Origin of the sequence: Variovorax sp. 22077 (assembly GCF_052044195.1) — a bacterium.
Taxonomy (GTDB): Bacteria; Pseudomonadota; Gammaproteobacteria; order Burkholderiales; family Burkholderiaceae_C; genus Variovorax; species Variovorax atrisoli.
On sequence record NZ_JBQEQC010000013.1, the window covers coordinates 192,202 to 211,403 of the forward strand.

General features: G+C 67.8%; 20 protein-coding genes. 15 read left to right on the top strand and 5 right to left on the bottom strand.

What is annotated here, in order from left to right; genetic code table 11:
* Positions 1 to 35: 35 nt before the first annotated feature.
* From ACTJLF_RS20200 to ACTJLF_RS20210, 3 genes are read left to right on the top strand one after another with little or no spacing between them, the layout of a single operon-like run.
* The gene (locus ACTJLF_RS20200) at positions 36 to 1,349 is read left to right on the top strand and encodes an MFS transporter (protein ID WP_126186318.1); all 1,314 of its coding nucleotides are present in this window, start codon (positions 36 to 38) and stop codon (positions 1,347 to 1,349) included.
* On the top strand, positions 1,346 to 2,251 hold the full coding sequence (locus tag ACTJLF_RS20205) for a polysaccharide deacetylase family protein (RefSeq protein ID WP_126186319.1): 906 nt from the start codon (positions 1,346 to 1,348) through the stop codon (positions 2,249 to 2,251). Before ACTJLF_RS20200 ends, ACTJLF_RS20205 begins: the two co-directional genes overlap by 4 nt.
* A complete protein-coding gene (locus ACTJLF_RS20210) occupies positions 2,251 to 2,904 on the top strand; it encodes an aspartate/glutamate racemase family protein (RefSeq protein ID WP_126186320.1) in 654 nt (217 codons plus the stop codon). Before ACTJLF_RS20205 ends, ACTJLF_RS20210 begins: the two co-directional genes overlap by 1 nt.
* 104 nt (positions 2,905 to 3,008) lie before the next feature.
* On the opposite strand, the gene iaaH is transcribed toward ACTJLF_RS20210, so the two are convergent.
* Positions 3,009 to 4,445: an indoleacetamide hydrolase gene (gene iaaH, locus ACTJLF_RS20215; RefSeq protein ID WP_440883793.1), complete on the bottom strand. Its 1,437-nt coding sequence runs from the start codon at positions 4,443 to 4,445 to the stop codon at positions 3,009 to 3,011.
* A gap of 139 nt (positions 4,446 to 4,584) precedes the next feature.
* Here iaaH and ACTJLF_RS20220 point away from each other — a divergent pair, with 139 nt between their 5' ends.
* The 12 genes from ACTJLF_RS20220 (at position 4,585) to ACTJLF_RS20275 (ending at position 15,783) form a co-directional block, all read left to right on the top strand.
* Positions 4,585 to 5,592: an ABC transporter substrate-binding protein gene (locus tag ACTJLF_RS20220; RefSeq protein WP_126186322.1), complete on the top strand. Its 1,008-nt coding sequence runs from the start codon at positions 4,585 to 4,587 to the stop codon at positions 5,590 to 5,592.
* 27 nt (positions 5,593 to 5,619) lie between these two features.
* Entirely contained in the window at positions 5,620 to 6,474 is an 855-nt protein-coding gene (locus ACTJLF_RS20225) for an ABC transporter ATP-binding protein (protein ID WP_126186323.1), read from the top strand.
* Positions 6,471 to 7,229 carry an ABC transporter permease gene (locus tag ACTJLF_RS20230; RefSeq protein WP_126186324.1) on the top strand — a complete coding sequence of 253 codons (759 nt, stop codon included), beginning with the start codon at positions 6,471 to 6,473 and terminating at the stop codon, positions 7,227 to 7,229. The genes ACTJLF_RS20225 and ACTJLF_RS20230 overlap by 4 nt, the downstream gene beginning before the upstream one ends.
* The gene (locus ACTJLF_RS20235; RefSeq protein ID WP_019658673.1) at positions 7,208 to 7,966 is read left to right on the top strand and encodes an ABC transporter permease; all 759 of its coding nucleotides are present in this window, start codon (positions 7,208 to 7,210) and stop codon (positions 7,964 to 7,966) included. The genes ACTJLF_RS20230 and ACTJLF_RS20235 overlap by 22 nt, the downstream gene beginning before the upstream one ends.
* Positions 7,967 to 8,113: 147 nt before the next feature.
* On the top strand, positions 8,114 to 8,890 hold the full coding sequence (locus ACTJLF_RS20240; protein WP_440883794.1) for a class II aldolase/adducin family protein: 777 nt from the start codon (positions 8,114 to 8,116) through the stop codon (positions 8,888 to 8,890).
* A gap of 47 nt (positions 8,891 to 8,937) precedes the next feature.
* On the top strand, positions 8,938 to 9,777 hold the full coding sequence (locus ACTJLF_RS20245) for a TauD/TfdA dioxygenase family protein (RefSeq protein ID WP_019658675.1): 840 nt from the start codon (positions 8,938 to 8,940) through the stop codon (positions 9,775 to 9,777).
* Positions 9,778 to 9,874: 97 nt separating this feature from the next.
* On the top strand, positions 9,875 to 10,609 hold the full coding sequence (locus ACTJLF_RS20250; RefSeq protein WP_019658676.1) for a GntR family transcriptional regulator: 735 nt from the start codon (positions 9,875 to 9,877) through the stop codon (positions 10,607 to 10,609).
* Between the two features lie 55 nt (positions 10,610 to 10,664).
* Positions 10,665 to 11,498 (top strand): SDR family oxidoreductase, encoded by an 834-nt coding sequence (locus ACTJLF_RS20255; RefSeq protein ID WP_019658677.1) that lies wholly within the window; start codon positions 10,665 to 10,667, stop codon positions 11,496 to 11,498.
* Complete coding sequence (locus ACTJLF_RS20260; protein WP_440883795.1) at positions 11,495 to 12,670, top strand: pyridoxal phosphate-dependent aminotransferase; 1,176 nt, start codon at positions 11,495 to 11,497, stop codon at positions 12,668 to 12,670. The genes ACTJLF_RS20255 and ACTJLF_RS20260 overlap by 4 nt, the downstream gene beginning before the upstream one ends.
* A gap of 13 nt (positions 12,671 to 12,683) precedes the next feature.
* Positions 12,684 to 13,565 carry an alpha/beta fold hydrolase gene (locus ACTJLF_RS20265; protein ID WP_019658679.1) on the top strand — a complete coding sequence of 294 codons (882 nt, stop codon included), beginning with the start codon at positions 12,684 to 12,686 and terminating at the stop codon, positions 13,563 to 13,565.
* A complete protein-coding gene (locus ACTJLF_RS20270) occupies positions 13,565 to 14,845 on the top strand; it encodes a Zn-dependent hydrolase (protein WP_126186326.1) in 1,281 nt (426 codons plus the stop codon). Before ACTJLF_RS20265 ends, ACTJLF_RS20270 begins: the two co-directional genes overlap by 1 nt.
* A complete protein-coding gene (locus ACTJLF_RS20275; protein ID WP_164713624.1) occupies positions 14,842 to 15,783 on the top strand; it encodes a cupin domain-containing protein in 942 nt (313 codons plus the stop codon). Before ACTJLF_RS20270 ends, ACTJLF_RS20275 begins: the two co-directional genes overlap by 4 nt.
* A gap of 209 nt (positions 15,784 to 15,992) precedes the next feature.
* Here the strand turns inward: ACTJLF_RS20275 and ACTJLF_RS20280 are convergent, their stop codons facing one another.
* The 4 genes from ACTJLF_RS20280 to ACTJLF_RS20295 all read right to left on the bottom strand — a co-directional run.
* Positions 15,993 to 16,331 (bottom strand): type II toxin-antitoxin system RelE/ParE family toxin, encoded by a 339-nt coding sequence (locus ACTJLF_RS20280; RefSeq protein WP_126186328.1) that lies wholly within the window; start codon positions 16,329 to 16,331, stop codon positions 15,993 to 15,995.
* Complete coding sequence (locus tag ACTJLF_RS20285; protein WP_126186329.1) at positions 16,328 to 16,651, bottom strand: type II toxin-antitoxin system ParD family antitoxin; 324 nt, start codon at positions 16,649 to 16,651, stop codon at positions 16,328 to 16,330. Before ACTJLF_RS20285 ends, ACTJLF_RS20280 begins: the two co-directional genes overlap by 4 nt.
* Positions 16,652 to 16,808: 157 nt before the next feature.
* On the bottom strand, positions 16,809 to 17,312 hold the full coding sequence (locus ACTJLF_RS20290) for a hypothetical protein (protein ID WP_440883796.1): 504 nt from the start codon (positions 17,310 to 17,312) through the stop codon (positions 16,809 to 16,811).
* Positions 17,309 to 19,202, bottom strand: a 1,894-nt coding sequence (locus ACTJLF_RS20295; RefSeq protein ID WP_440883797.1) for an RHS repeat-associated core domain-containing protein, incomplete at its 5' end; no start/stop codon positions are given. The genes ACTJLF_RS20295 and ACTJLF_RS20290, both read right to left, overlap by 4 nt.

A 19,202-nucleotide genomic window follows, 5' to 3' on the forward strand; every position in this document is an offset into this window, starting at 1 on the left:
CAATGACGCGAACACAAGCAATGCAGGAGATGCCCATGACATCAGCTTCCACCGCCCGCGTCGCGCAACAGGCCGACGCACGGTCGGCCCGCAAGACCACCAGCCCCCGGCGCGTCGCCGCCGCAAGCCTGATCGGTACCACCCTGGAGTTCTACGACCACTTCATCTTCGGCACCGCCGCGGCGCTGGTCTTTCCGAAGCTGTTCTTCCCGCAGTCCGATCCCTTCATCGCCACCCTCCTGTCGCTGCTTTCGTACGGCATCGCCTTCGTCGCGCGCCCTGTCGGTGCCGCGATCTTCGGCTCGCTCGGCGACAAGGTCGGCAGGCGCTTCGTGCTGGTCTCGACGCTCCTGATCATGGGGCTGTCCACTTTTCTGATCGGCCTGCTTCCCACCTATTCACAGGTCGGGCTGCTGGCTCCGCTGACGCTTGCGGTCCTGCGCTTCGCGCAGGGGCTGGCGCTCGGCGGCGAATGGGGCGGGGCCGCACTGATGGTCAACGAGTTCGATACCGCAGGGCGCCGCAGAGGCTTCTATGGAAGCCTGGTGCAGGTGGCAAGTCCGATCGGAGTGCTCATCGCCAACGGAATGTTCGGCTTCATCAACACCATCACCGACGACGCCGAGTTCATGGACTGGGGATGGCGGATTCCCTTCCTCGCCAGCATCTTCCTGGTCGGCATCGGCTACTTCATCCGTCGCACGGTGTCCGAATCGCCGGTGTTCCAGAGCCTGGAGCACGGTTCGCGCAAGGCCCAGGCTCCGCTGATGGAGACGCTTCGCCACCACTGGCGCCAGGTTCTGCTCGCCATCGGCGTGCGTGCGGGCGAAGGCGTCATCTGGTATGTCTTTTCGATGCTGCTGCTGATCTACGTGCCGACCCGGCTGGGTCTTCCGCGCCAGCTGGCCCTGAATGCCGTGCTGTGGGGTGCTGTCGTCGGCGTGGTCGCGATCCCGCTGTTCGGGGCCTTGTCGGACCGCTTCGGCCGCAAGGGGATGCTGCTGGCCGGCGTCGCCGCATCGATCGTCTGGTCCTTCGCCTACTTTCCGCTGCTGGAGACGCGCATTCCCTCGCTGGTCATCCTGGCTTCCGTGGTCGGCATGGTCTGCCAGGCTTCCTTGTGGGCGCCGCTGGCCGCCTTCATTCCCGACATGTTCGAGTCCAGGGTGCGGTGCACCGGCGCATCGCTGGGCTTCCAGCTGGCAGGCGTCTTCGGCGGCGCGCTGGCACCGAGCATCTGCATCTGGCTGCTCGATCGTTTCGACAATCCCCTGTACATCTCCTTCTATTGCGCGATCGGTCTCGCGACGATTGCCTTGTGCGTGTCGAAGGCCAGGACGCAGCAATGAACGCGCCGGCCAGGGATTTCGTCGGCTATGGCCGCAGCCGGCCCGACTTCGAATGGCCGGGCGGCCGGCGGGTCGCCGTCAGCGTGGTTGTCAACTACGAGGAAGGCGGGGAGAACTGCGTCCTGGAGGGCGACACCCATTCCGAGGCCCTGAACAGCGACGTGGCTGGTGCAGTGGCTCGTGCAGGCCGCCGCGACCTCGTGGTGGAGTCGCACTACGAGTACGGAAGCCGGGTCGGCCATTGGCGGATCCTGGAACTGCTGCGCGAGTGCGGCTTGCCTGCCACCTACTTCGCGGTGTCCGGCGCACTGGAGAAGAACCCCGAGGCGGCGCGCTCGATCGTCGATGCCGGCCATGAGGTGGTTTCGCATGGTGCGCGCTGGATCGACCACGACGGCATGCCCGAGGCGAAGGAACGCGAGCACATGGTGCGATCGCTCGATGTGCTGGAGCGCCTCTGCGGCCAGCGCCCGGTCGGCTGGTACACCGGACGCGTCAGCGCCAACACGCGCGCCCTGGCGGTGGAGCAGGGGCTCATGTACGACAGCGATGGCTACAACGACGACCTTCCCTACTGGACGGACGTGCGCGGTCATTCCCATCTGGTGCTGCCCTACAGCTTCGATTGCAACGACATGCGCTTCGCTTCGGCGCCGGGCTTCGACACGCCGGACGACTTCACGGACCACCTGCGCCGCACCTTGGCCTGCCTCCGCCGCGAGGCGAACCGTCACCCCGCGATGATGTCCATCGGGCTGCACCTGCGCCTGGCGGGAAGGCCCGGACGCGCGGATGCGTTGCGCGATTTCCTGCGGGAGGCGTCCGCTTTCCCCGATGTGTGGTTCTGCCGTCGCCGGGACATCGCCGACTTCTGGCGCAGCAGGTTCCCGGCGGGCCGTTGATGAGAACGCTGTTCCTCAATCCCAACTCGAGCGACGAGATCACCGCCACGCTGCGGCGGCACATCGCGCGGTGCGGGTGGCACGCCGACGAATGGGAGGTCGCGAAAGTGGAGGGCGCCCCTCGGATCATCGGTACCGCGCTGGAGAACGCGCAGGCAGTCGAGGCCCTGGATCGGAGCCTTCGCAGCCTTCGCGCGGGCTTCGATCGGGTCGTGGTGATGTCTTCGCTCGACACGGGCTATGACATCGTGCGCAGGCAACTTGGGGACGCGGCCTTCGGCTTCACCCGCAGCGTGCTCGCGCAGCACCGAAGCCTGGGCCGCAAGCTGCAGGTGATCACCTTCGACATGAGCATGACGGCGCTGTACGAGCGTGCGTTCGACGCCACCGGCCACGGCTCGGTCGTGGGCAACTGGAGGGTCTTGGACGCCATGCCTGCTGCCGTGGCGGCCCGGCCGGACGATGCCCTCGCAGAGCTGCGGAGACTCTGCCGCGAACTGGAGCCCGCTTCGCAGGACAAGATCTTTGTGGTGGGTGCCGTCGGCCTGGAGCTGGCCGCGGCATTGCGGGCAGAGGGGCTGCATTCGGTCATCGACCCCGTGGCCGATCTCCTGGCCTGGCTGCGCGCTGCCGAATCAAGCGCTTCCGGTTAGCGTCCCTGCCTCTGGGTTGATCTCGCCCCGGCCGCGCGATTCGCTGCATGGCTTCGATGCGCGCGAGCCTTGCCCTTGCCCATTAGGGCTTTCGCCAGTGGGTGTCAGCAGCGCAGCTGCACCGCGTCCGCGACGGGCGCCGGGGGCAGCACCGCTTCCACGCCGAGGGCCAGCGCCAGCAGTGCCGAGTCGGTGCCCTCGGCGCCGGTCAGTTCCAGTCCGGCGGGCAGGCCCTCCAGGGTCAGTCCGATCGGCAGGCTCAATGCCGGCAGGCCGGCCATGCCGGCGGGGCCGGTGTTGCGGATGTAGGCCGAGAAAGCGGTGGTGGCGCGGCCGCAGAGCATGACTTCCACGTCTTCGCCGATGCGCGCGGCGGTCAGCGGGCTCGTCGGAAAGACGAGCGCGGCGAGCGCGTGCCGTGCGAAGCATTCCCGGTAGGCCGCCTGCATGCGTGGGCGCAGCGTGTGCAGTGCGCGCGCGTAGGCCTCGGGGGTGATCGCGGTCGCGCCGAAGAGGCGCTCGAAGAGCGGCCGCACGTCGGGGCTGACCACGGCATCGGCGAGCGCGCGCGCATCGAAGGGGCGGTCGTGCCGCGCGAAGTAGGCCGCCAGCGCGGGCAGGATCTCGAACAGCGAGATCGTCATCGATCCTTCGCGAAACAGCGCATCGGCCTCGGACAGGTCGCAGGGCACCAGCACGGCGCCGGCCTCCGCGAGCCGTTCGAGGCTCTCGCGCGCCAGCCGCTCCACGGGCGGATCGAGCTCCTCCCAGAAGCAGGCTTGCGGCACGCCCAGCCGCACGCCCGCGAGCGGCGTGGCGCCGAGCTGAGCGGGGCCTCCCGCCACCGCGTGGTCGATCAGGACGCAGTCATCCACGCACCGCGCCATGACGCCGGCAGTGTCGAAGGTCGGCGAGATCGGCACGAGGCCTTCGTCGGGCCAGCGGCGCACGGTCGGGCGGAAGCCCGTCAGTCCGCACAGCGCGGCAGGGACGCGCACCGAGCCGCCGGTGTCGGTGCCGATGGCGGCCGGCGCGGCGCGCAGGCCCAAGAGTGCTGCGTTGCCGCCGCTGGAGCCCCCTGTCACGCGGGCGGGGTCGAAGGGATTGCGCGAGGGGCCGAACCCGTGGTTGTGGCCCGTGACGCCCTGCGACCATTCGTGCAGGTTCGACTTGCCGAGCACCAGCGCGCCCGCATCGAGCAGCCGCTGCGTCACGCCCGCGTGGAGGCGCGGGCGGTGATCGGCCATCCACGGGCTGCCGGCTGTGGTCGGCATGCCGGCGACGTCGATGTTGTCCTTGAAGGCCAGCGGCACGCCGTGCAGCGGACGTGTGCCCGGCGCCGGGCGCGGCGCGGCGTCGAGCGCCGCGGCGGCGGAAAGAAGCGCGGGCGGGTCCAGGTGCAGGAAGGCGCCGTAGGACGCGGTCGCGCCGGCCCTGTTCAGCAGGGCCTGCGCGTAATCGGTGACGCGCAGTTCGCCGGACCTCATCAGGGCGGCAGCCTCGCGGGCGGACAGGTCGGTCAGCGCATGCATTCGGTTCATGGGAAGTTCGAAGTGGGGCGGAAGCTGCACTCCGGTGCATGTTTCGGGCCAATTTCCACTTCCGTGCGCCAAAAAACAGCCCGAAATGGCATGGCATGAATACTGCTTAAAGAAGTTTTTGTATTCACGAGGCCATCCAATGTCTTTCAAGTCCTTGCGTATCCTGGCCGCCGTCGCGACGTCGATGGCTCTTCTGGCGGGCATGCCCGCGTCCGCCGCCGAGAAGGTTTCGCTGCGCCTCAAATGGCTGGCGCAGGCGCAGTTCGCCGGCTTCTACGTGGCCAAGGCCAAGGGGTTCTATGACCAGGCAGGCCTCGACCTCACCATCAACCCCGGCGGTCCCAATCTCAACGTCGAGACGCTGGTGGCCTCGGGCAACGACACCTTCGGCCTCGCCGGCGGCACCGAGACCGTGCTTCTCGCCCGCGAGAAGGGCCTGCCGCTCGTATGCATCGGCGTGACCGTGCAGAACACGCCCTTCACCTATGTGACCTACAAGGATTCCGGGATCACCAAGGTGAAGGACTTCGCGGGCAAGAAGGTCGCCACCTGGTTCACCGGCACGCAGTACACGCTGTACTCGATGCTCGCCTCGGCCGGCGTGAAGCAGAGCGACCTGACCATCGTTCCCCAGTCGGGCTCCATGGCGCCGTTCGTCGAGAAGCAGTTCGACGTGGCCGCGGCCACCTACTACAACGAGCTCAACACGCTCAAGGAACAGGGACTGGGCGACAAGCTCACGCTCATCAAGCCCGACGACTACGGCGTGGTGGTACAGCAGGACACGGTGCTGGTTTCCGAGAAGTACCGCAACGAGAAGCCGCAGCAGGTGCAGGCCTTCCTCACGGCCACCATCAAGGGCTGGAAGTACGCGCTGCAGAACAAGAAGGAGGCCATCGACATCGTCATGGCCGCGGCCCCCAGCCTCAATCGTGCGCACCAGGAAGCCATGCTCGACGAATTCGAGAAGCTGGTGAAGGCCGGCAAGGGCTCTACCGATGGCATCCTCGCCATCGACCTGCCCACCGTCGAGAAGATGCAGACCCAGCTCGTGGGCTACAAGGCGCTGAAGGCTCCGGCGGATCTCTCGAAGGCCTACGACCCCAGCTTCTGGACGCAGGTGCCCGTGGCCGACAAGAAGTTCTGAGCCCCATTGCCGTCGCGACCCGAAGCCATGAAATTCATGCCTCATGAAGTGATGCCGCCCGCCGCCGTGGGCGATACGGCGCCGCCCATGCTCGAACTGGTCAACGTGTGGAAGCGCTTCGGTGACGCGCAGGCGCGCACCGTTGCGGTGTCGAGCGTCAACCTGCGCATCGCCAAGGGCGAGTTCGTCACGCTCGTGGGCCCATCGGGTTGCGGCAAGTCGACGCTCTTCAACATGATCGCCGGGCTGCTGCCGCCCGACGACGACGGCTCGCTGCTGTTCGGCGGCGCGCCGCAGCGCGACGGCCAGCTGCTGGGCAAGGTGTCGTTCATGCCGCAGCGCGACCTGCTGTTTCCGTGGCGCACCGTGCTCGACAACGCCATCCTCGCGCTTGAAGTGGAGGGCGTGCCGCGCAAGGAAGCGCGCGAGCGGGCCCGTGCGATGCTGCCGGAGTTCGGTCTCGCAGGTTTCGCGGGGCACTATCCGCACCAGCTCTCGGGCGGCATGCGCCAGCGCGTGGCCCTGATGCGCACCTTCCTGTTCGAGCGCGACCTGATGCTGCTCGACGAGCCCTTCGGTGCGCTCGACGCGCTCACGCGCAGCCGCATGCAGCACTGGCTGCTCGAAATCTGGGCGCGCCACCGGCGCACGGTGCTCTTCATCACGCACGACATTGACGAGGCCATCGTGCTGGGCGACCGCGTGCTGGTGATGAGCGCCCGCCCGGGCACCGTCAAGAGCGAGACCGCGATCGACCTGCCTCGCCCGCGCGATCCCTCGGTGGTGCTGACGCCGGAGTTCATCCGCATCAAGCAGCGCCTGCTCGCCGAGATCGAGGAGGAAAGCCGCAAGACCTTCGCGCAGGAGGGCACTGCTTCGTGAACGCCTTCCTGCAGCGTGCAGTGCGCTCTCCCGCGCTGGCCTTCGTGGGGCTGGCTCTGGTGTGGGAGCTCTGCGTGCACGCCTTCGCGCCATCGCCAAGGCTGCTGCCCGCGCTCAGCGCCATCGCGCAGGACGCGTGGTCGGTGTGGCCCCAGCTGGTGCGCGGCTTCGGCCGCACGCTGCTGGAGACCGTGCTCGGCTTCGCGACCGGTGCGCTCTTCGGCTTCTTCTGCGGCACGGTATTCACCTACTCGCGCTGGATGGAGCGCTCGGTGTTCCCGCTCTTCGTGGTGTCGCAGACGGTGCCGGTGGTGGCCTTCGGCGCGCTCATCGTCATCTGGTTCGGCAACTCGCTGCTGGCCAAGGTGATGACCGCCTTCTTCCTGACCTTCTTCCCGGTGACGGTGAACACGCTGCGCGGGCTCAAGTCCTGCGACCCGCAGCGCGTCGCGCTGATGAAGAGCTTCGGCGCGGGCCGCTTCGTCATGTTCTTCAGGCTGGCCGTGCCTTCGGCGCTGCCGCAGGTGATGGTCGGGCTTCGCGTGGCCATCGGCCTGAGCCTGATCGGCTCGGTGGTGGGCGAGTGGTTCGGCGAGACCGTGGGCCTGGGCGTGATGCTCATGGAAGCGATGAATGCCGACCTCGTGGTGCGCCTGTGGGTCGTGATGTTCGCCTGCGGGCTGATGGGTGCGCTGCTCTACGGGCTGCTCACCTTCGTGGAAAGGAGGCTCGTATGGTGGCGCAGCGAAAGCTGATGGCATCGCCCGTCGTTCCGGTGGTGCTGTGCATCGTCGTGCTGCTGGTGGTGTGGGAGGGCGCGATCCTGCTCTTCGGCATCCCACCCTTCGTGCTGCCGAGCCTGGACGCGATCGTGCGGCACGCGTTCAGCGATACCGGCCGGCTCATGGCCGCGCTGCTGTCCACCCTGGGCGAGGCCCTCGGCGGCTATGCGCTGGGCAGCCTGCTCGGGCTGCTGCTGGCGGTGGTGCTTCTGCTCGCGCCGCCGCTGGAGCGCATCGTGATGCCGCTGGCCGTGGCGGTGAACGCGGTGCCGACGGTGGCCTATGCGCCGCTCTTCCTGATCTGGTTCGGCCTCGGCGCGGCATCGAAGATCGCCCTGGTGGCGCTGGCCGTGGGCTTCACCATGCTGGTGAATGCGCTGCACGGACTCAAGCAGGCCGATGCCGCGGCGGTGAACCTGATGCGCAGCTTCGGGGCAGGCCAGCTGAAGATCGTCTGGCGCCTTCGCCTGCCGGTGGCGATGCCGTCGGTGGTCACGGCGCTGCGTGTCTCGGTGCCGCGCAGCATGATCGTGGCGATCGTCGGCGAGATGCTCGGCGCCTACGCGGGGCTCGGGCGAATGATCTATGAATCGACGCAGCAGGTGGACCTGCTGAGCGTGTGGGCGGCGGTGCTGGTGGCGTCGATCGCGAGCATGGTTTTCTACGGCCTGCTGGTCTGGATCGACCAGAAACTGGTGTGGTGGCGATGAACGAACAACACCCCAGTCTTCGCGCACTTCGTGTCGCGCACGCCTTCCCGCTTGCAGGAGGCAACACCAGCGGGCCGGCAAAGCCGGTTCCGCGGTGTTGCGTGAACAGACACCGGATCTGGCGTGGCGCGTGACGAAGCAATCGATATGACAGCGATCAAACCCCATCCTTGCGTGTACCCCGAAACCGAAGCCGAACTGCGCGTGCAGCTCGCCGCCTGCTACCGGCTGGTGGCGCACTTCGGCATGGACGACCTGATCTACAACCACATCTCGGCGCGCGTGCCGGGGCCGGAGCACCACTTCCTCATCAATCCCTACGGGCTGGTGTTCTCGGAAGTGACGGCTTCCTCGCTGGTGAAGATCGACCTGGAGGGCAACAAGGTCGACGACACCGACGCCGAGGTCAACCGCGCCGGCTTCGTGATCCACAGCGCAATCCATGCGGGACGTCCCGATGCGCTGTGCGTTCTGCACACGCATTCGGAAGCCGGCACGGCGATCGCCGCCATGCCCAACGGCCTTTCGCCGCTGAGCCAGTTCGCGATGCGCTACCAGGGCCACACCGCCTTCCATGACTACGAGGGCGTCGCGCTGGAGACCGGCGAGCGCGAGCGGCTGGTGCGCGACCTGGGCGCGCACCACACGCTGGTGCTGCGCAACCACGGCATCCTGACCGTGGGGCGGACCATCCCCGAGGCCTTCATCCTCATGTACTACTTCGAGAAGGCGGCCAAGGTGCAGCTGCTCGCGCAGGGCGGGCTCGCCCCCGGCGAGTCGCTGGTGTATCCGCAGCCCGAAGTGAGCGCGCTCGCCGCGCGCCAGTTCACCGAATTCGCCGGCGACATCCTGCCGCCCGGTACGCGCGAATGGCCTGCGTTCCTGCGCATGCTGGAGCGCACCCAGCCCGACTACCGGCTCTGAGCGCCGGCAACTTCCCTACTCCTCATCCACAGAGACTCATTCCGACCATGCAACTCGAGAACCTCACCTCCTTCATCGGCACCGAAGTCAAAGGGCTGGACCTGCGCGAGCCCGTGAGCGACGACGACTTCGCGGTGCTGCGCGAGACGCTCAACCAGCGCTCGGTGCTGCTGTTTCGCGGCCAGCGCATCAACGAATCGCAGCACGTGGCCTTCTCGCGGCGCTTCGGACCGCTGCTGGGCCACGTGCTCACGCAGTTCCTGAAGAAGGAGCATCCCGAGGTCTACGTGCTGTCGAACGTGTCGGAGAACGGCAAGCCCATCGGAAACCACAAGGAAGGCTGGAACTGGCACTCCGACCTTTCGTACAAGGCGGAGCCTTCCATGGGCGCGCTGCTCTATGCGCTCGAAGTGCCGCCGGTGGAAGGCGACACCTTCTTCGCCTCGATGCACGCCGCCTACGACGCGCTCGACGACGCCATGAAGGCGCGCATCCGCCACCTCACCGCCACCCACAGCTATGCCAACTACTACGGCAAGGCCTTCGCCGACCGCAACCCGCTCACGCCCGAGCAGCTGGCCGCTACGCCCGACGTGGTGCACCCGCTGGTGCGCACCCATCCCGAGACCGGCCGCCTCTCGCTCTACGTGGGCGAGGACGTCGTCAAGCAGATCGACGGCCTGCCCGCGGAGGAGAGCGCGGCGCTGCTGGCCGAGCTGAACGCGCACGCCATCTCGCCGGAGTTCAGCTACCGCCACAAGTGGCTGGCCGGCGACCTGCTGGTGTGGGACAACCGCTGCACCATGCACCGCGCCACGCCCTACGACGACAACACGTACCGCCGCGTGATGCACCGCACCACCGTGGCGGGCGACAGGCCGTTCTGACCGGATCGCCGCAACCCCGCCACGATAGAGACCAGAGACGCGTCGAGGGCCTGTGCCCGACAAGAAACGAACACAACCACAACAAGGAAGGCAGAACATGGAACCGAACGACCCCGAGATGGTGGAGCCATCGGCGCTGCGTGCGCGCGAGCGCCAGCGCGGCAAGGGCGCCACGCTGTCAGACGAGCTGAAGGACACGCTGGAGGACCTGATCGTCAGCGGCGTCATGAAACCCGGCGCGCGGCTCGACGAGGCCGAGCTGGCCGAGCGTTTCAAGGTCTCGCGCACGCCGGTGCGCGAGGCGCTCAAGGCGCTGGCCGCCACCGGGCTGGTCGACCTGCGCAGCCGCCAGGGCGGCGTGTGCGTGGCGCGCATCTCGCTGCCGATGCTCATCGAGATGTTCCAGATGATGGCCGTGATGGAAGGCCTGTGCGCCAAGTTCGCCGCGCGGCGTGCCAGCGAGGCGCAGAAGCAGCGCATGAGCCAGCTGCACGACGAGCTGACCAGCATCCTCGCCTCGGGCGACCACTCGCGCTTCTACGACGTGAACCAGGACTTCCACGACGCGCTCTACGAGGCGTCCAACACCCACTACCTGGCCGAGCAGACCCGTGCGCTGCGCAAGCGGGTGCGCGTGTACCGCCGCTACGTGACCTTCCAGCCCGGGCGCATGAGCGCCACCATCGGCGAGCACGGCGCCATCCTCGACGCCATCCGGCGCAACGACCCGGGCGCCGCGTTCAACGCCGCCATCGACCACGTGAGCCTGCTGGAGGACGACATCGTCGACCTGATCGCCGCGCTGTCCGAGCAGGACGCGGGCGTCGCCTGAGCCTTCCTTCTTCCATTCCCTTTCCGATCGCATTCCCGCATCCCAGGACAACCCCATGAAACTCGAACTCGAAGGCAAGACCGTACTCATCACCGGTGCCTCCAAGGGCATCGGCCTTGCGGCCGCCCATTCGTTCGCGGCCGAAGGCTGCCATCTGCAACTCGCTGCGCGCGACGGCGTCGCACTCGCCGCGGCCAAGGAGGAAATCGAGAAGCTCCACCCGGTCAAGGTCAACATCCACCCGATGGACCTGGCCGCTCCCGGCGCGATGGTCCAGCTGGCCGAGGCGGCCGGCCACGTCGACATCCTCGTGAACAACGCGGGCGACATCCCCTCCGGCCCCATCGAGTCGCTCGACTTCGCGGTGGTGCGCCGCGGCTTCCAGCTCAAGGTGCTGGGCTACATGGAGCTCAGCCAGATCTACTACGCGCGCATGAAGGCCGCGGGCGGCGGCGTGATCGTGAACGACATCGGCAACTCCGGCGAGAACTGGGACGCCAACTACATCGCCGGCTCCACCGGCAACGCGGCCGTGATGGCCTTCACGCGCGCGCTCGGCGGCGTGAGCCTGGACGACGGCATCCGCGTGGTGGGCGTGAACCCGGGTCCGGTGGCCACCGACCGCATGGTCAAGCTCATGAAGCGCCGCGCGCTCGACACCCATGGCGACGAGGGCCGCTGGGAAGAGCTGTTCGACAACTACCCCGGCGGGCGCCCCGCCACCCCGGTGGAAGTGGCCGAGCTGATGGTGTTCCTGGCCTCGCCGCGCGCGAGCTACATCACCGGCACGGTGGTGACCATCGACGGCGGCATCGCGGCGCGGGGCTCGATCATCAAGACCAGCAAGAAGGCCATGGCGGCCGAGCAGGCGCAGAGGCTCGCGGCATGAACGCGGCGCTGAACCCCGCGAGCGCAGTGCCGGCCGTGACCAGCGATGCGGAAACCCGCAACCGCTATTTCGATCGCCTGTTCTCCAACCCCGATCTGATGTGGCTGGGCCAGAACACCAACCACTTTCCGCTTCACCCCGCCGTGCGCAAGGCGCTGCACGATGCCGTCGACGACGAGAGCTTCCACGCCTACGCGCCGCCGCTGGGCATGGAGGCGCTGCGCTCGGCCATCGTGGCCGACCTCGGCGTGCCCGACCAGTCGGCCGTGGTGACCGACGGCGCGGTGTCGGCGCTCGCGCTGGCCTGCCGTGCCTTCTGCGCGGCGGGCAAGGGCTTCGTCACCACCGACCCCGGCTGGAAGTGGCCGCTGCAGTTCGCGGCCAAGGCTGGCTCGGCGATCACCGAGATTCCGATCTACGGACCCGAGCACGGCTTCAAGCTCTCGGCCGAGGCGCTGGCCGCGTCGACCGACGCGAACACGGCCGTCATCTACCTCGTGGACCCGAACAACCCGCTGGGCACCACCTACACCGAGGACGAGATCCGCGCCTTCGCCGAAAGGGCCCGCGAGATCGGCGCCATCCTCATCCACGACTGCACCTACCGCGACTTCGCGGACAGCCACACGATGGCCTCGCGCTTCTATCCGGAAGGCACGGTCACCATCGTGAGCTTCTCCAAGTGGCTGGGCCTCGCGGGGCTTCGCCTCGGTGCGCTCGTCGCCTCGCCGGAGCTGCTCGCGCGCATCCTGCCGCACTCGCAGGCCCCGCTGGGCGCGAGCGTGCTGGCGCAGCGCGCGGCCATCGCTGGCCTGTCGGTGAAGGCCGAATGGATGGCCGAGGTGATCACACAGCAGCGCGAGAACCAGCGCATGATCGTCGACGCCTTCGCGAAGCTGCCGGGCTTCGAGGTGCCGGTGTTCCCGTCGCAGGCCAACTTCATCGTCGTCGAATGCAGCAAGGCGGGGGTGACGCCCGAGGCGCTGGTCACCGCGCTCGGCGAGCACGACATCATGGTGCGGCAGGGCACCTACCACACGCCGCGCTTCGGCCATCGCTTCGTGAAGATCTCCACCACCGTGCCCAGGGCCTGGGCGCAGGCGCTGTGCGACGTGTTGCCGCAGGCGGTCGAGCGCGCACGCTCGCTGCCGGCGACGGCGGCGCTGTTCTGAGGAGGCGTCGACGATGGGATTCGCCACCACACCCGACGGCATCCGCCTCTACTACGAGACCGCCGGCAGCGGCACGCCGATCGTGTTCGTGCACGAGTTCGGCGGCGACCACCGCAGCTGGGAACCTCAGATGCGCTACTTCGCGCGGCGCCACCAGTGCGTGACTTTCGGCGCGCGCGGCTATCCGCCCTCGGACGTGCCCGCCGACGTGGAGCGCTATTCGCAGGCCATCGCGGCCGACGACATCGTGGCCGTGATGGACGCGCTGGGGCTCGCACGCGCCCACATCGTGGGGCTGTCGATGGGCGGCTTCGCCACGCTGCATTTCGGCCTCCGGCATGCGAAGCGGGCCTCTTCGCTCGTGATCGCCGGCGCGGGTTACGGCGCCGAGAAGGAGCACGAGGAATACTTCCGCGGCGTCTCGCTCGAGGTCGCGCGGCAGTTCGAGGCGCAAGGCTCCGAGAAATTCGCCCGCACCTATTCGCTGGGCGCGAGCCGCGTGCAGTTCCAGAACAAGGACCCGCGCGGCTGGCAGGAATTCGCGACCTGGCTCGGCCAGCACGACGCCGTGGGCGCGGCCAACACCATGCGCGGCGTGCAGGCGCGGCGGCCCTCGATCTACGACCTGGAAGGCGACCTGCGCGCGATGGCCGTCCCCTCGCTCGTGGTCGTGGGCGACGAGGACGACCACTGCCTGCAGCCCGGCATCTTCCTCAAGAAGACGCTGCCGGCCTGCGGCCTGGCGGTGATGCCCAAGACCGGCCACACGCTCAACCTGGAAGAGCCCGCCGCGTTCAACGCCTTGCTCGCGGAGTTCTTCGCGCAGGTCGAGGCCGGCCAGTGGAAGCCGCGCGATCCGCGCGCGCTGCCCAGCCAGATCATGAAGACCGACTGATGGACACCGCCGCAGCCACCCAGGTGCAGGGCGCCTGGCGCATCGACGCCGAGCGGCTCTGGAGCCGGCTCATGGCGCTCGCGCGCATCGGTGCCACGCCGGGCGGCGGCGTGGACCGGCAGGCGCTGAGCGCGGAGGAGATCGCGTCATGGCACGCGATGATCGACTGGGCGCTGTCGGCCGGGCTGGAGCCGTCGACCGACGCGGTGGGCAATCTCTTCATCGCGCTGCCGGGCGCCGACCGCGATGCGCCGCCCGTGCTCGCGGGCAGCCACCTGGACAGCCAGCCCGGCGGCGGCCGCTTCGATGGCGTGTATGGCGTTGTCGCGGCCCTCGAGGTGCTGACCACGCTGGCCGAGCGCCGCGTGCAGCCGCCGGTGGACATCGTCTGCGTGGCGTGGATGAACGAGGAGGGCTCGCGCTTCGCGCCCGGCATGATGGGTTCGGAATCCTTCGCCGGCGTGCGCAGCCTGGAGGCCGTGCGCGAGGTGCGCGATGCCGACGGCGTCGCGGTCGGCGATGCGCTCGACGCGCTGCATGCGGCGTTTCCTGCGCTGCGGCGGCGGCCGCTGGGCTTTCCGGTCGCGGCCTACCTGGAGGCGCACATCGAGCAGGGACCGGTGCTGGAGGCGCAGCAATGCACGATCGGCGTGGTCACCGGCATCCAGGGCAAGAAGACCTTCGACATCGTGATCGAAGGCGAGCGCGGCCATGCAGGCACGCTTGCGATGGCCGACCGGCGCGACGCGTTGGAAGCCTTCACGCGCATCGCGGCGGCGCTCTACACCGAGATAGGCGGCCACGACGACCTCGTGAAGTTCACCATCGGCCGCCTGCAGGTCGAGCCGAATGCACCCTCGGTGGTGCCGGAACGCGTGACGATGCGCATCGACCTGCGGCATCCCGACAACGCGGTGCTTCGCCACCTGGGGCAGCGGCTGGCCGAGCTGTGCGAGGCCTTGGCTGCGCCGTGCCGCGTGCGGGTGACCGCGCTGGTCGACGCGCCTTCCAACGGGTTCGATGCTTCGCTGCAGCAGTCGATCGCACGGGCTGCAGGACGCATCGGCGTGCCGCACATGCCGATCCTCTCGGCCGCGGGCCACGACGCGCGCCACATGGCACCGCTGTGCCCCAGCGCGATGATCTTCATTCCGTGCCGGGGCGGCGTGAGCCACGCGGAACACGAATGGGCCGAGCCGGCGCACGTGGCAGCCGGCGCCGACGTATTGCTGAACGTGCTGCTTCCCTACGCGGCAGCCGGGGAGGGCGAGACACCATGAATGCCACCGTGGCCGCCGACGTGGTCGACATGGCCGACCTGCCGATGCAGCACCCGCACGCCCCGGCCAGCGCGGCGCAGGCCAGGGCGCGCTTCTTCAACTCCGGCAACGCCTTCAACGTGAAGCTGCCTGAGGTGCCCGCGCGGCTGTTCGCGCCGCCGCAGGAGGGGCGCTTCGGCGTGTTCGACTGCGACCAGTCCCAAGCGCTCGGCTGCGGCTTTGCGGCCACCACGCCGCTGATGCTGGCACGCTACGTGCGCATTGCGGCACGCGACACGCTGCTGCCGCTGGATGTGTGTGCCACCGGCTCGGTCTGGTATGTGATTTCCGGGGGCGGACGCGTGACGGGCGCGGTCGAGGGTTTCGCCTTCGGCGCAGGCGACGTGTTCCTGCTGCCGGGGGCAACGGGCTACCGGCTGCAGGCCGGTGCCGAAGGTGCGCTGCTCTGGAGCGTCGGCAATGAGCCGCAGCTGGCTTTCGAGCGTACGCAACCGGCGCCCGTGACCGATGCGACCATCGACGCAGTGCACTATCCGGCCGCGGAGATCGAGCGCCAGCTGGCGCTGATCTTCTCCTCCGGCACGCGCGAGGAGACCTCAGGCCGCGCGCTGATCTTCTCTTCCGACCGGCAGGCCGCTGCGCGCAACCTCACCCCCACGCTGACGCTGAGCTTCAACACGCTGCAGCCGCACACCCACCAGCGAACGCATCGCCACAACTCGGCCGCCATCACGCTGGTGGTGCAGGGCGAGAGCTGCCATTCGATGGTCGGCGGCGAGCGCTGCCCCTGGGCTCCCTGGGCCACGCTGGTGACGCCGCCGGGCGCACCGCATTCGCATCACAACGTGGGCGCGCAGGGCGCCCGCTTCCTGATCGTTCAGGACGGCGGGCTGCACTACCACGCGCGGACGATGGGATTCGAGTTCCTGGAAGGCTGACCTGTCCGCTGCGCAGGCGTGTGCGAGATTCTCCACCGCTAACTGGATATATGCGCAGGCTCGACCTGAGCCCGCCGCCTGCGCTGCTGTGCAGACATTCAGGCTTGCTGTTTCGGCCAAAGGTGCATGGTCAGAGCGGTCTCGAGACCCGGCAATCTGCTGGGATCGCTTGATTTCAAACGGGCCGCATTCGTGCCAGGCGGAACGACTCAGGGCGAGCCCAGCTCGTCGATCAGGGCGGCGACGTAGTCGGTGCGCGTGTGAAGCACATCCACCACGTCCACGAAATCCGGATGCCGGAAATAGACGATCAGGTAGGGGTATCGGGAAAGCTTCCATGAGCGCAGGCCAGGCATCCCCAGTTCGGCCTCGAGGCGCGGCGACCCGGCATCGGGGTTTCGCTTGATGAGCCCATATGCTTTCTGAAGCTCGTCGATCAGACCCTTTGCCGCGCTTGGAGCCTGCATGGTCGCCGCGTAGTACTGAATCGCCGCGGAAATCTGCGCGCCGGCACGAGGGCGGACAAGGAATCGCTTCGCACCCTTCACGCGCGGGCCGATTTCTTCTTCGTGGCCTTTGCGGGTGGGGCCTTGGTCTTTCTCTCGGCAGCGGCACCCGACAAGCTCGTCACTGCCGTCTGGGCATGGGCGATTTCAGCGCGCAGTCCGTCGAAGTGCGCGGACGTCCATTCCACCGCGGGCCCGGATTCGAGGCCGGCAAGAATGACCGCTCGAAATTGCTCGCGCGCCAGATCCCGACGGATGAGGTCGCGCATGTACTCGCTGGCATTGCCATAGCGCCGGTCTGCAACCTGCGCATCCACAAATGCCTTCATTTCGTCAGGAAGCGAAATATTCATAGTCGTCATGCAAGACACTCTAACGCACTATGGCAAGCTTTGCCATTCGCGGTCAGAGGCCCTTGGAATGACCGTTGACCATCGCTTCGCGCCACTTGCACTTCGTAGTGCTCCTGGCGACTAGACGTCTCGGCCATTTCGGCCGATGACGGCCTTCGGCCGGCGCTCATCGGCCCTCGGGCAGGAACAGTCCCCAATAGGAGTCCAGTGCGTCCCGGCTGAGGCGCGATTGTCTCTGGCTTTCGATGCGCGATAGGAGCACCAGCGCTACACATGCGGCTTGTCCGTCGTCCAGGGATGCGAGAAAGCCGGACTCTTCTTCCCTGAACACGTTGCCGAGGTTCAGGTGCATCTCGATGAACTGCTCCGAGAGCAAATCCTCGTGGGAGCCTGCGATGTACAGCAGCAGCGATGGAAACGCGCACCGATAGGCTTCGATCTCGAGTTGATCGATGCTCTGCCATGCGTCGAGCTGCAATGCGAGGATGGCCGTCCAATCGACCTCCGTCCACAGCCTGCCGCCCAGATGATCGTTGATACGCGCGGTTCCTTGGCCGTCAAAGCCCAACGAGGCGTCGTCGGCAAAGCATTCCGCCGGAAGCCTCTTCTCGGGAAAGGCTTCCAGTATCCGGCGGCGCAGGGATTCCTCGTCGAGGTCTTGGCGGTTCATGGCGTGCCTGCGCAGTTCTTGTAGGCGTTCCAGACGTTGCCGGCCTGTTGCCTGTGGTTGTAGTCGCCGCCCGCAAAGCACTGGTTCATGATTTCCTCGCGCGCTCGCGCGCATTGTCCGAACGCCTGTCTTCTTGCCGAAAGCTGAGAGGGGCTCATTCCGGATGTGCAGGCACCCAGCCTGTCCGACTGTCCGCATTTTTGCTTGTAGTCGTCGTGCAACCTGTCGTATTCATCCGGCGAGCAGTTTCCTCCGTAGCCGGGACTCGTACGGCTGATGGCATTCTTGTGGGCCTGGCCCAATGTATCGGCCTTGGGGTCGATCGGCACTCCCCAGGGGTCCGTCTTTGCGGCGGTATTGCTGTGCTGGGGCGTGTCGCCTGACAGCCCCAGCGCGACTGCGCCGAGCACCAGCGCCGTCCCGACGCCGGCGCCGATTGCGCACCCCGGAACGGCGCCCACGCCGCCGCCCCACACACCGATGCTGGCGCCCACGGCGCAGCCTGCGGGGTTGAGTCCGAGGGGATCGATCCATTCCAGCGGATTGGCGGCGTACGAATAGGGATTCGGTCCGCCTTGCAATCCGATCGGATCCTGGTTGACATAGGTGCCTGGGCGCGGATCGTAGTAGCGATGTCGGTTGTAGTGCAGGCCCGTCTCCGCGTCGTGATGCTGCCCCGGCAGCCGGATCGGTTGGTCAATGCCGTGGGGGTTGTATTCTTCCTGCAGGTTGCCCCAGGGGTCAGGTCGTGCCATCCACACGGGATCGCCATGCTCGTCCGTGAGCGCCTGTGGCGTGCCGAGCGCATCGCAGTGGTAGTGACGCACGATGATCGGGGAGGGCAGAGCGCGCGCCACCGCCAGCTGCAAGAGGTCCTCCATGTTCCGGCGGATGTCCGTCGGCAGGTTCTTGAACGCATCCCCCAGGGCCTGCTGCGCCTGCCGACCCGTGGTCTGTGCAGCCGGCGCGCCAGTCGACGCAGCGTCTACCATTTCCAGTTGTATCAGCGGGGTGAAGCTGCCCGGCTCGTAGATCGTGTGCGTGGTCTGCTTGTCCCCGCCTGGGCGCCAATGCTGGGTGCGCACTCGCCGATCGCCGTCCCACCCATAGCAGGTGCGGCTTTCCTGGACCTCCGCCAGTGGATGGGCGCGTTCCCTCACGGTCTTGCGCAGGCGCCGGCCATGGGCATCGTAGGTATAGCTGCACACGTGGCTTGCCTGCTTGTCGAACATCTGCACCTCGACAAGGCGGTTGGCGCCGTCGTAGTGCATCAGGAGCCTGCGCCCGTTTGCGTGCATGGCTTGCGTCCGGTTGCCCCTGCTGTCGTAAAGATAGGTCGCGTCCTCGCTGCATCCGATGCGGTTGCCGTGCCACCGCGCTACACCGTCGGCCGGCAACGCGGGCGTCGCCCCGTTCAGCCCCAGCACGTCGAACCCGCTGTCGAACCACTGGCTGCGGACCTGCGCGGCCCAGCCATCGGTGTCCCGGATCGGGCCTGGGGCCGGGCCCTGCGAATACTCCTCAGGCAGGGAGGGCAGCCGATTGCCGGCGGGGTCGAACGGCCATCGCTGCTCGCCATCTGCGCTGAGGGCACCGATCAGGCGGCCTGGTGCGTCGTAGCGGTAATGCACGTCGCCGCCTGCGGTCTGGAGGGCAGCGAGCTGACCGGCAGCGGCGTAGCGGTAGTGACGCTGGCGCCACTGCCCGAGCAGATGGGAAGGGATGGCATCCGCGGCCCGCCCCCGGCGGGCTCCTTCCACCTGCACATCCTCCAGACGACCCAGTGCGTCCCAGCGTCGCTGGGTGACGAGCACGTCGGCCTCGTCGTGCAAGCGCTGCTGCCGGCGCGTCTCGCGGTGAAGGGCGTCGCGCTCGATGTCCAGCAGGCTG

What these genes read in the sequence shown, in the direction of transcription:
- ACTJLF_RS20200 (WP_126186318.1), top strand. Translation starts at nt 36, where the DNA reads ATGACATCAGCTTCCACCGCCCGCGTCGCGCAACAGGCCGACGCACGG.
- ACTJLF_RS20205 (WP_126186319.1), top strand. Translation starts at nt 1,346, where the DNA reads ATGAACGCGCCGGCCAGGGATTTCGTCGGCTATGGCCGCAGCCGGCCC.
- ACTJLF_RS20210 (WP_126186320.1), top strand. Translation starts at nt 2,251, where the DNA reads ATGAGAACGCTGTTCCTCAATCCCAACTCGAGCGACGAGATCACCGCC.
- iaaH (WP_440883793.1), bottom strand. Translation starts at nt 4,445, where the DNA reads ATGAACCGAATGCATGCGCTGACCGACCTGTCCGCCCGCGAGGCTGCC.
- ACTJLF_RS20220 (WP_126186322.1), top strand. Translation starts at nt 4,585, where the DNA reads ATGTCTTTCAAGTCCTTGCGTATCCTGGCCGCCGTCGCGACGTCGATG.
- ACTJLF_RS20225 (WP_126186323.1), top strand. Translation starts at nt 5,620, where the DNA reads ATGAAATTCATGCCTCATGAAGTGATGCCGCCCGCCGCCGTGGGCGAT.
- ACTJLF_RS20235 (WP_019658673.1), top strand. Translation starts at nt 7,208, where the DNA reads ATGGTGGCGCAGCGAAAGCTGATGGCATCGCCCGTCGTTCCGGTGGTG.
- ACTJLF_RS20240 (WP_440883794.1), top strand. Translation starts at nt 8,114, where the DNA reads ATGACAGCGATCAAACCCCATCCTTGCGTGTACCCCGAAACCGAAGCC.
- ACTJLF_RS20245 (WP_019658675.1), top strand. Translation starts at nt 8,938, where the DNA reads ATGCAACTCGAGAACCTCACCTCCTTCATCGGCACCGAAGTCAAAGGG.
- ACTJLF_RS20250 (WP_019658676.1), top strand. Translation starts at nt 9,875, where the DNA reads ATGGAACCGAACGACCCCGAGATGGTGGAGCCATCGGCGCTGCGTGCG.
- ACTJLF_RS20255 (WP_019658677.1), top strand. Translation starts at nt 10,665, where the DNA reads ATGAAACTCGAACTCGAAGGCAAGACCGTACTCATCACCGGTGCCTCC.
- ACTJLF_RS20260 (WP_440883795.1), top strand. Translation starts at nt 11,495, where the DNA reads ATGAACGCGGCGCTGAACCCCGCGAGCGCAGTGCCGGCCGTGACCAGC.
- ACTJLF_RS20265 (WP_019658679.1), top strand. Translation starts at nt 12,684, where the DNA reads ATGGGATTCGCCACCACACCCGACGGCATCCGCCTCTACTACGAGACC.
- ACTJLF_RS20270 (WP_126186326.1), top strand. Translation starts at nt 13,565, where the DNA reads ATGGACACCGCCGCAGCCACCCAGGTGCAGGGCGCCTGGCGCATCGAC.
- ACTJLF_RS20275 (WP_164713624.1), top strand. Translation starts at nt 14,842, where the DNA reads ATGAATGCCACCGTGGCCGCCGACGTGGTCGACATGGCCGACCTGCCG.
- ACTJLF_RS20285 (WP_126186329.1), bottom strand. Translation starts at nt 16,651, where the DNA reads ATGACGACTATGAATATTTCGCTTCCTGACGAAATGAAGGCATTTGTG.
- ACTJLF_RS20290 (WP_440883796.1), bottom strand. Translation starts at nt 17,312, where the DNA reads ATGAACCGCCAAGACCTCGACGAGGAATCCCTGCGCCGCCGGATACTG.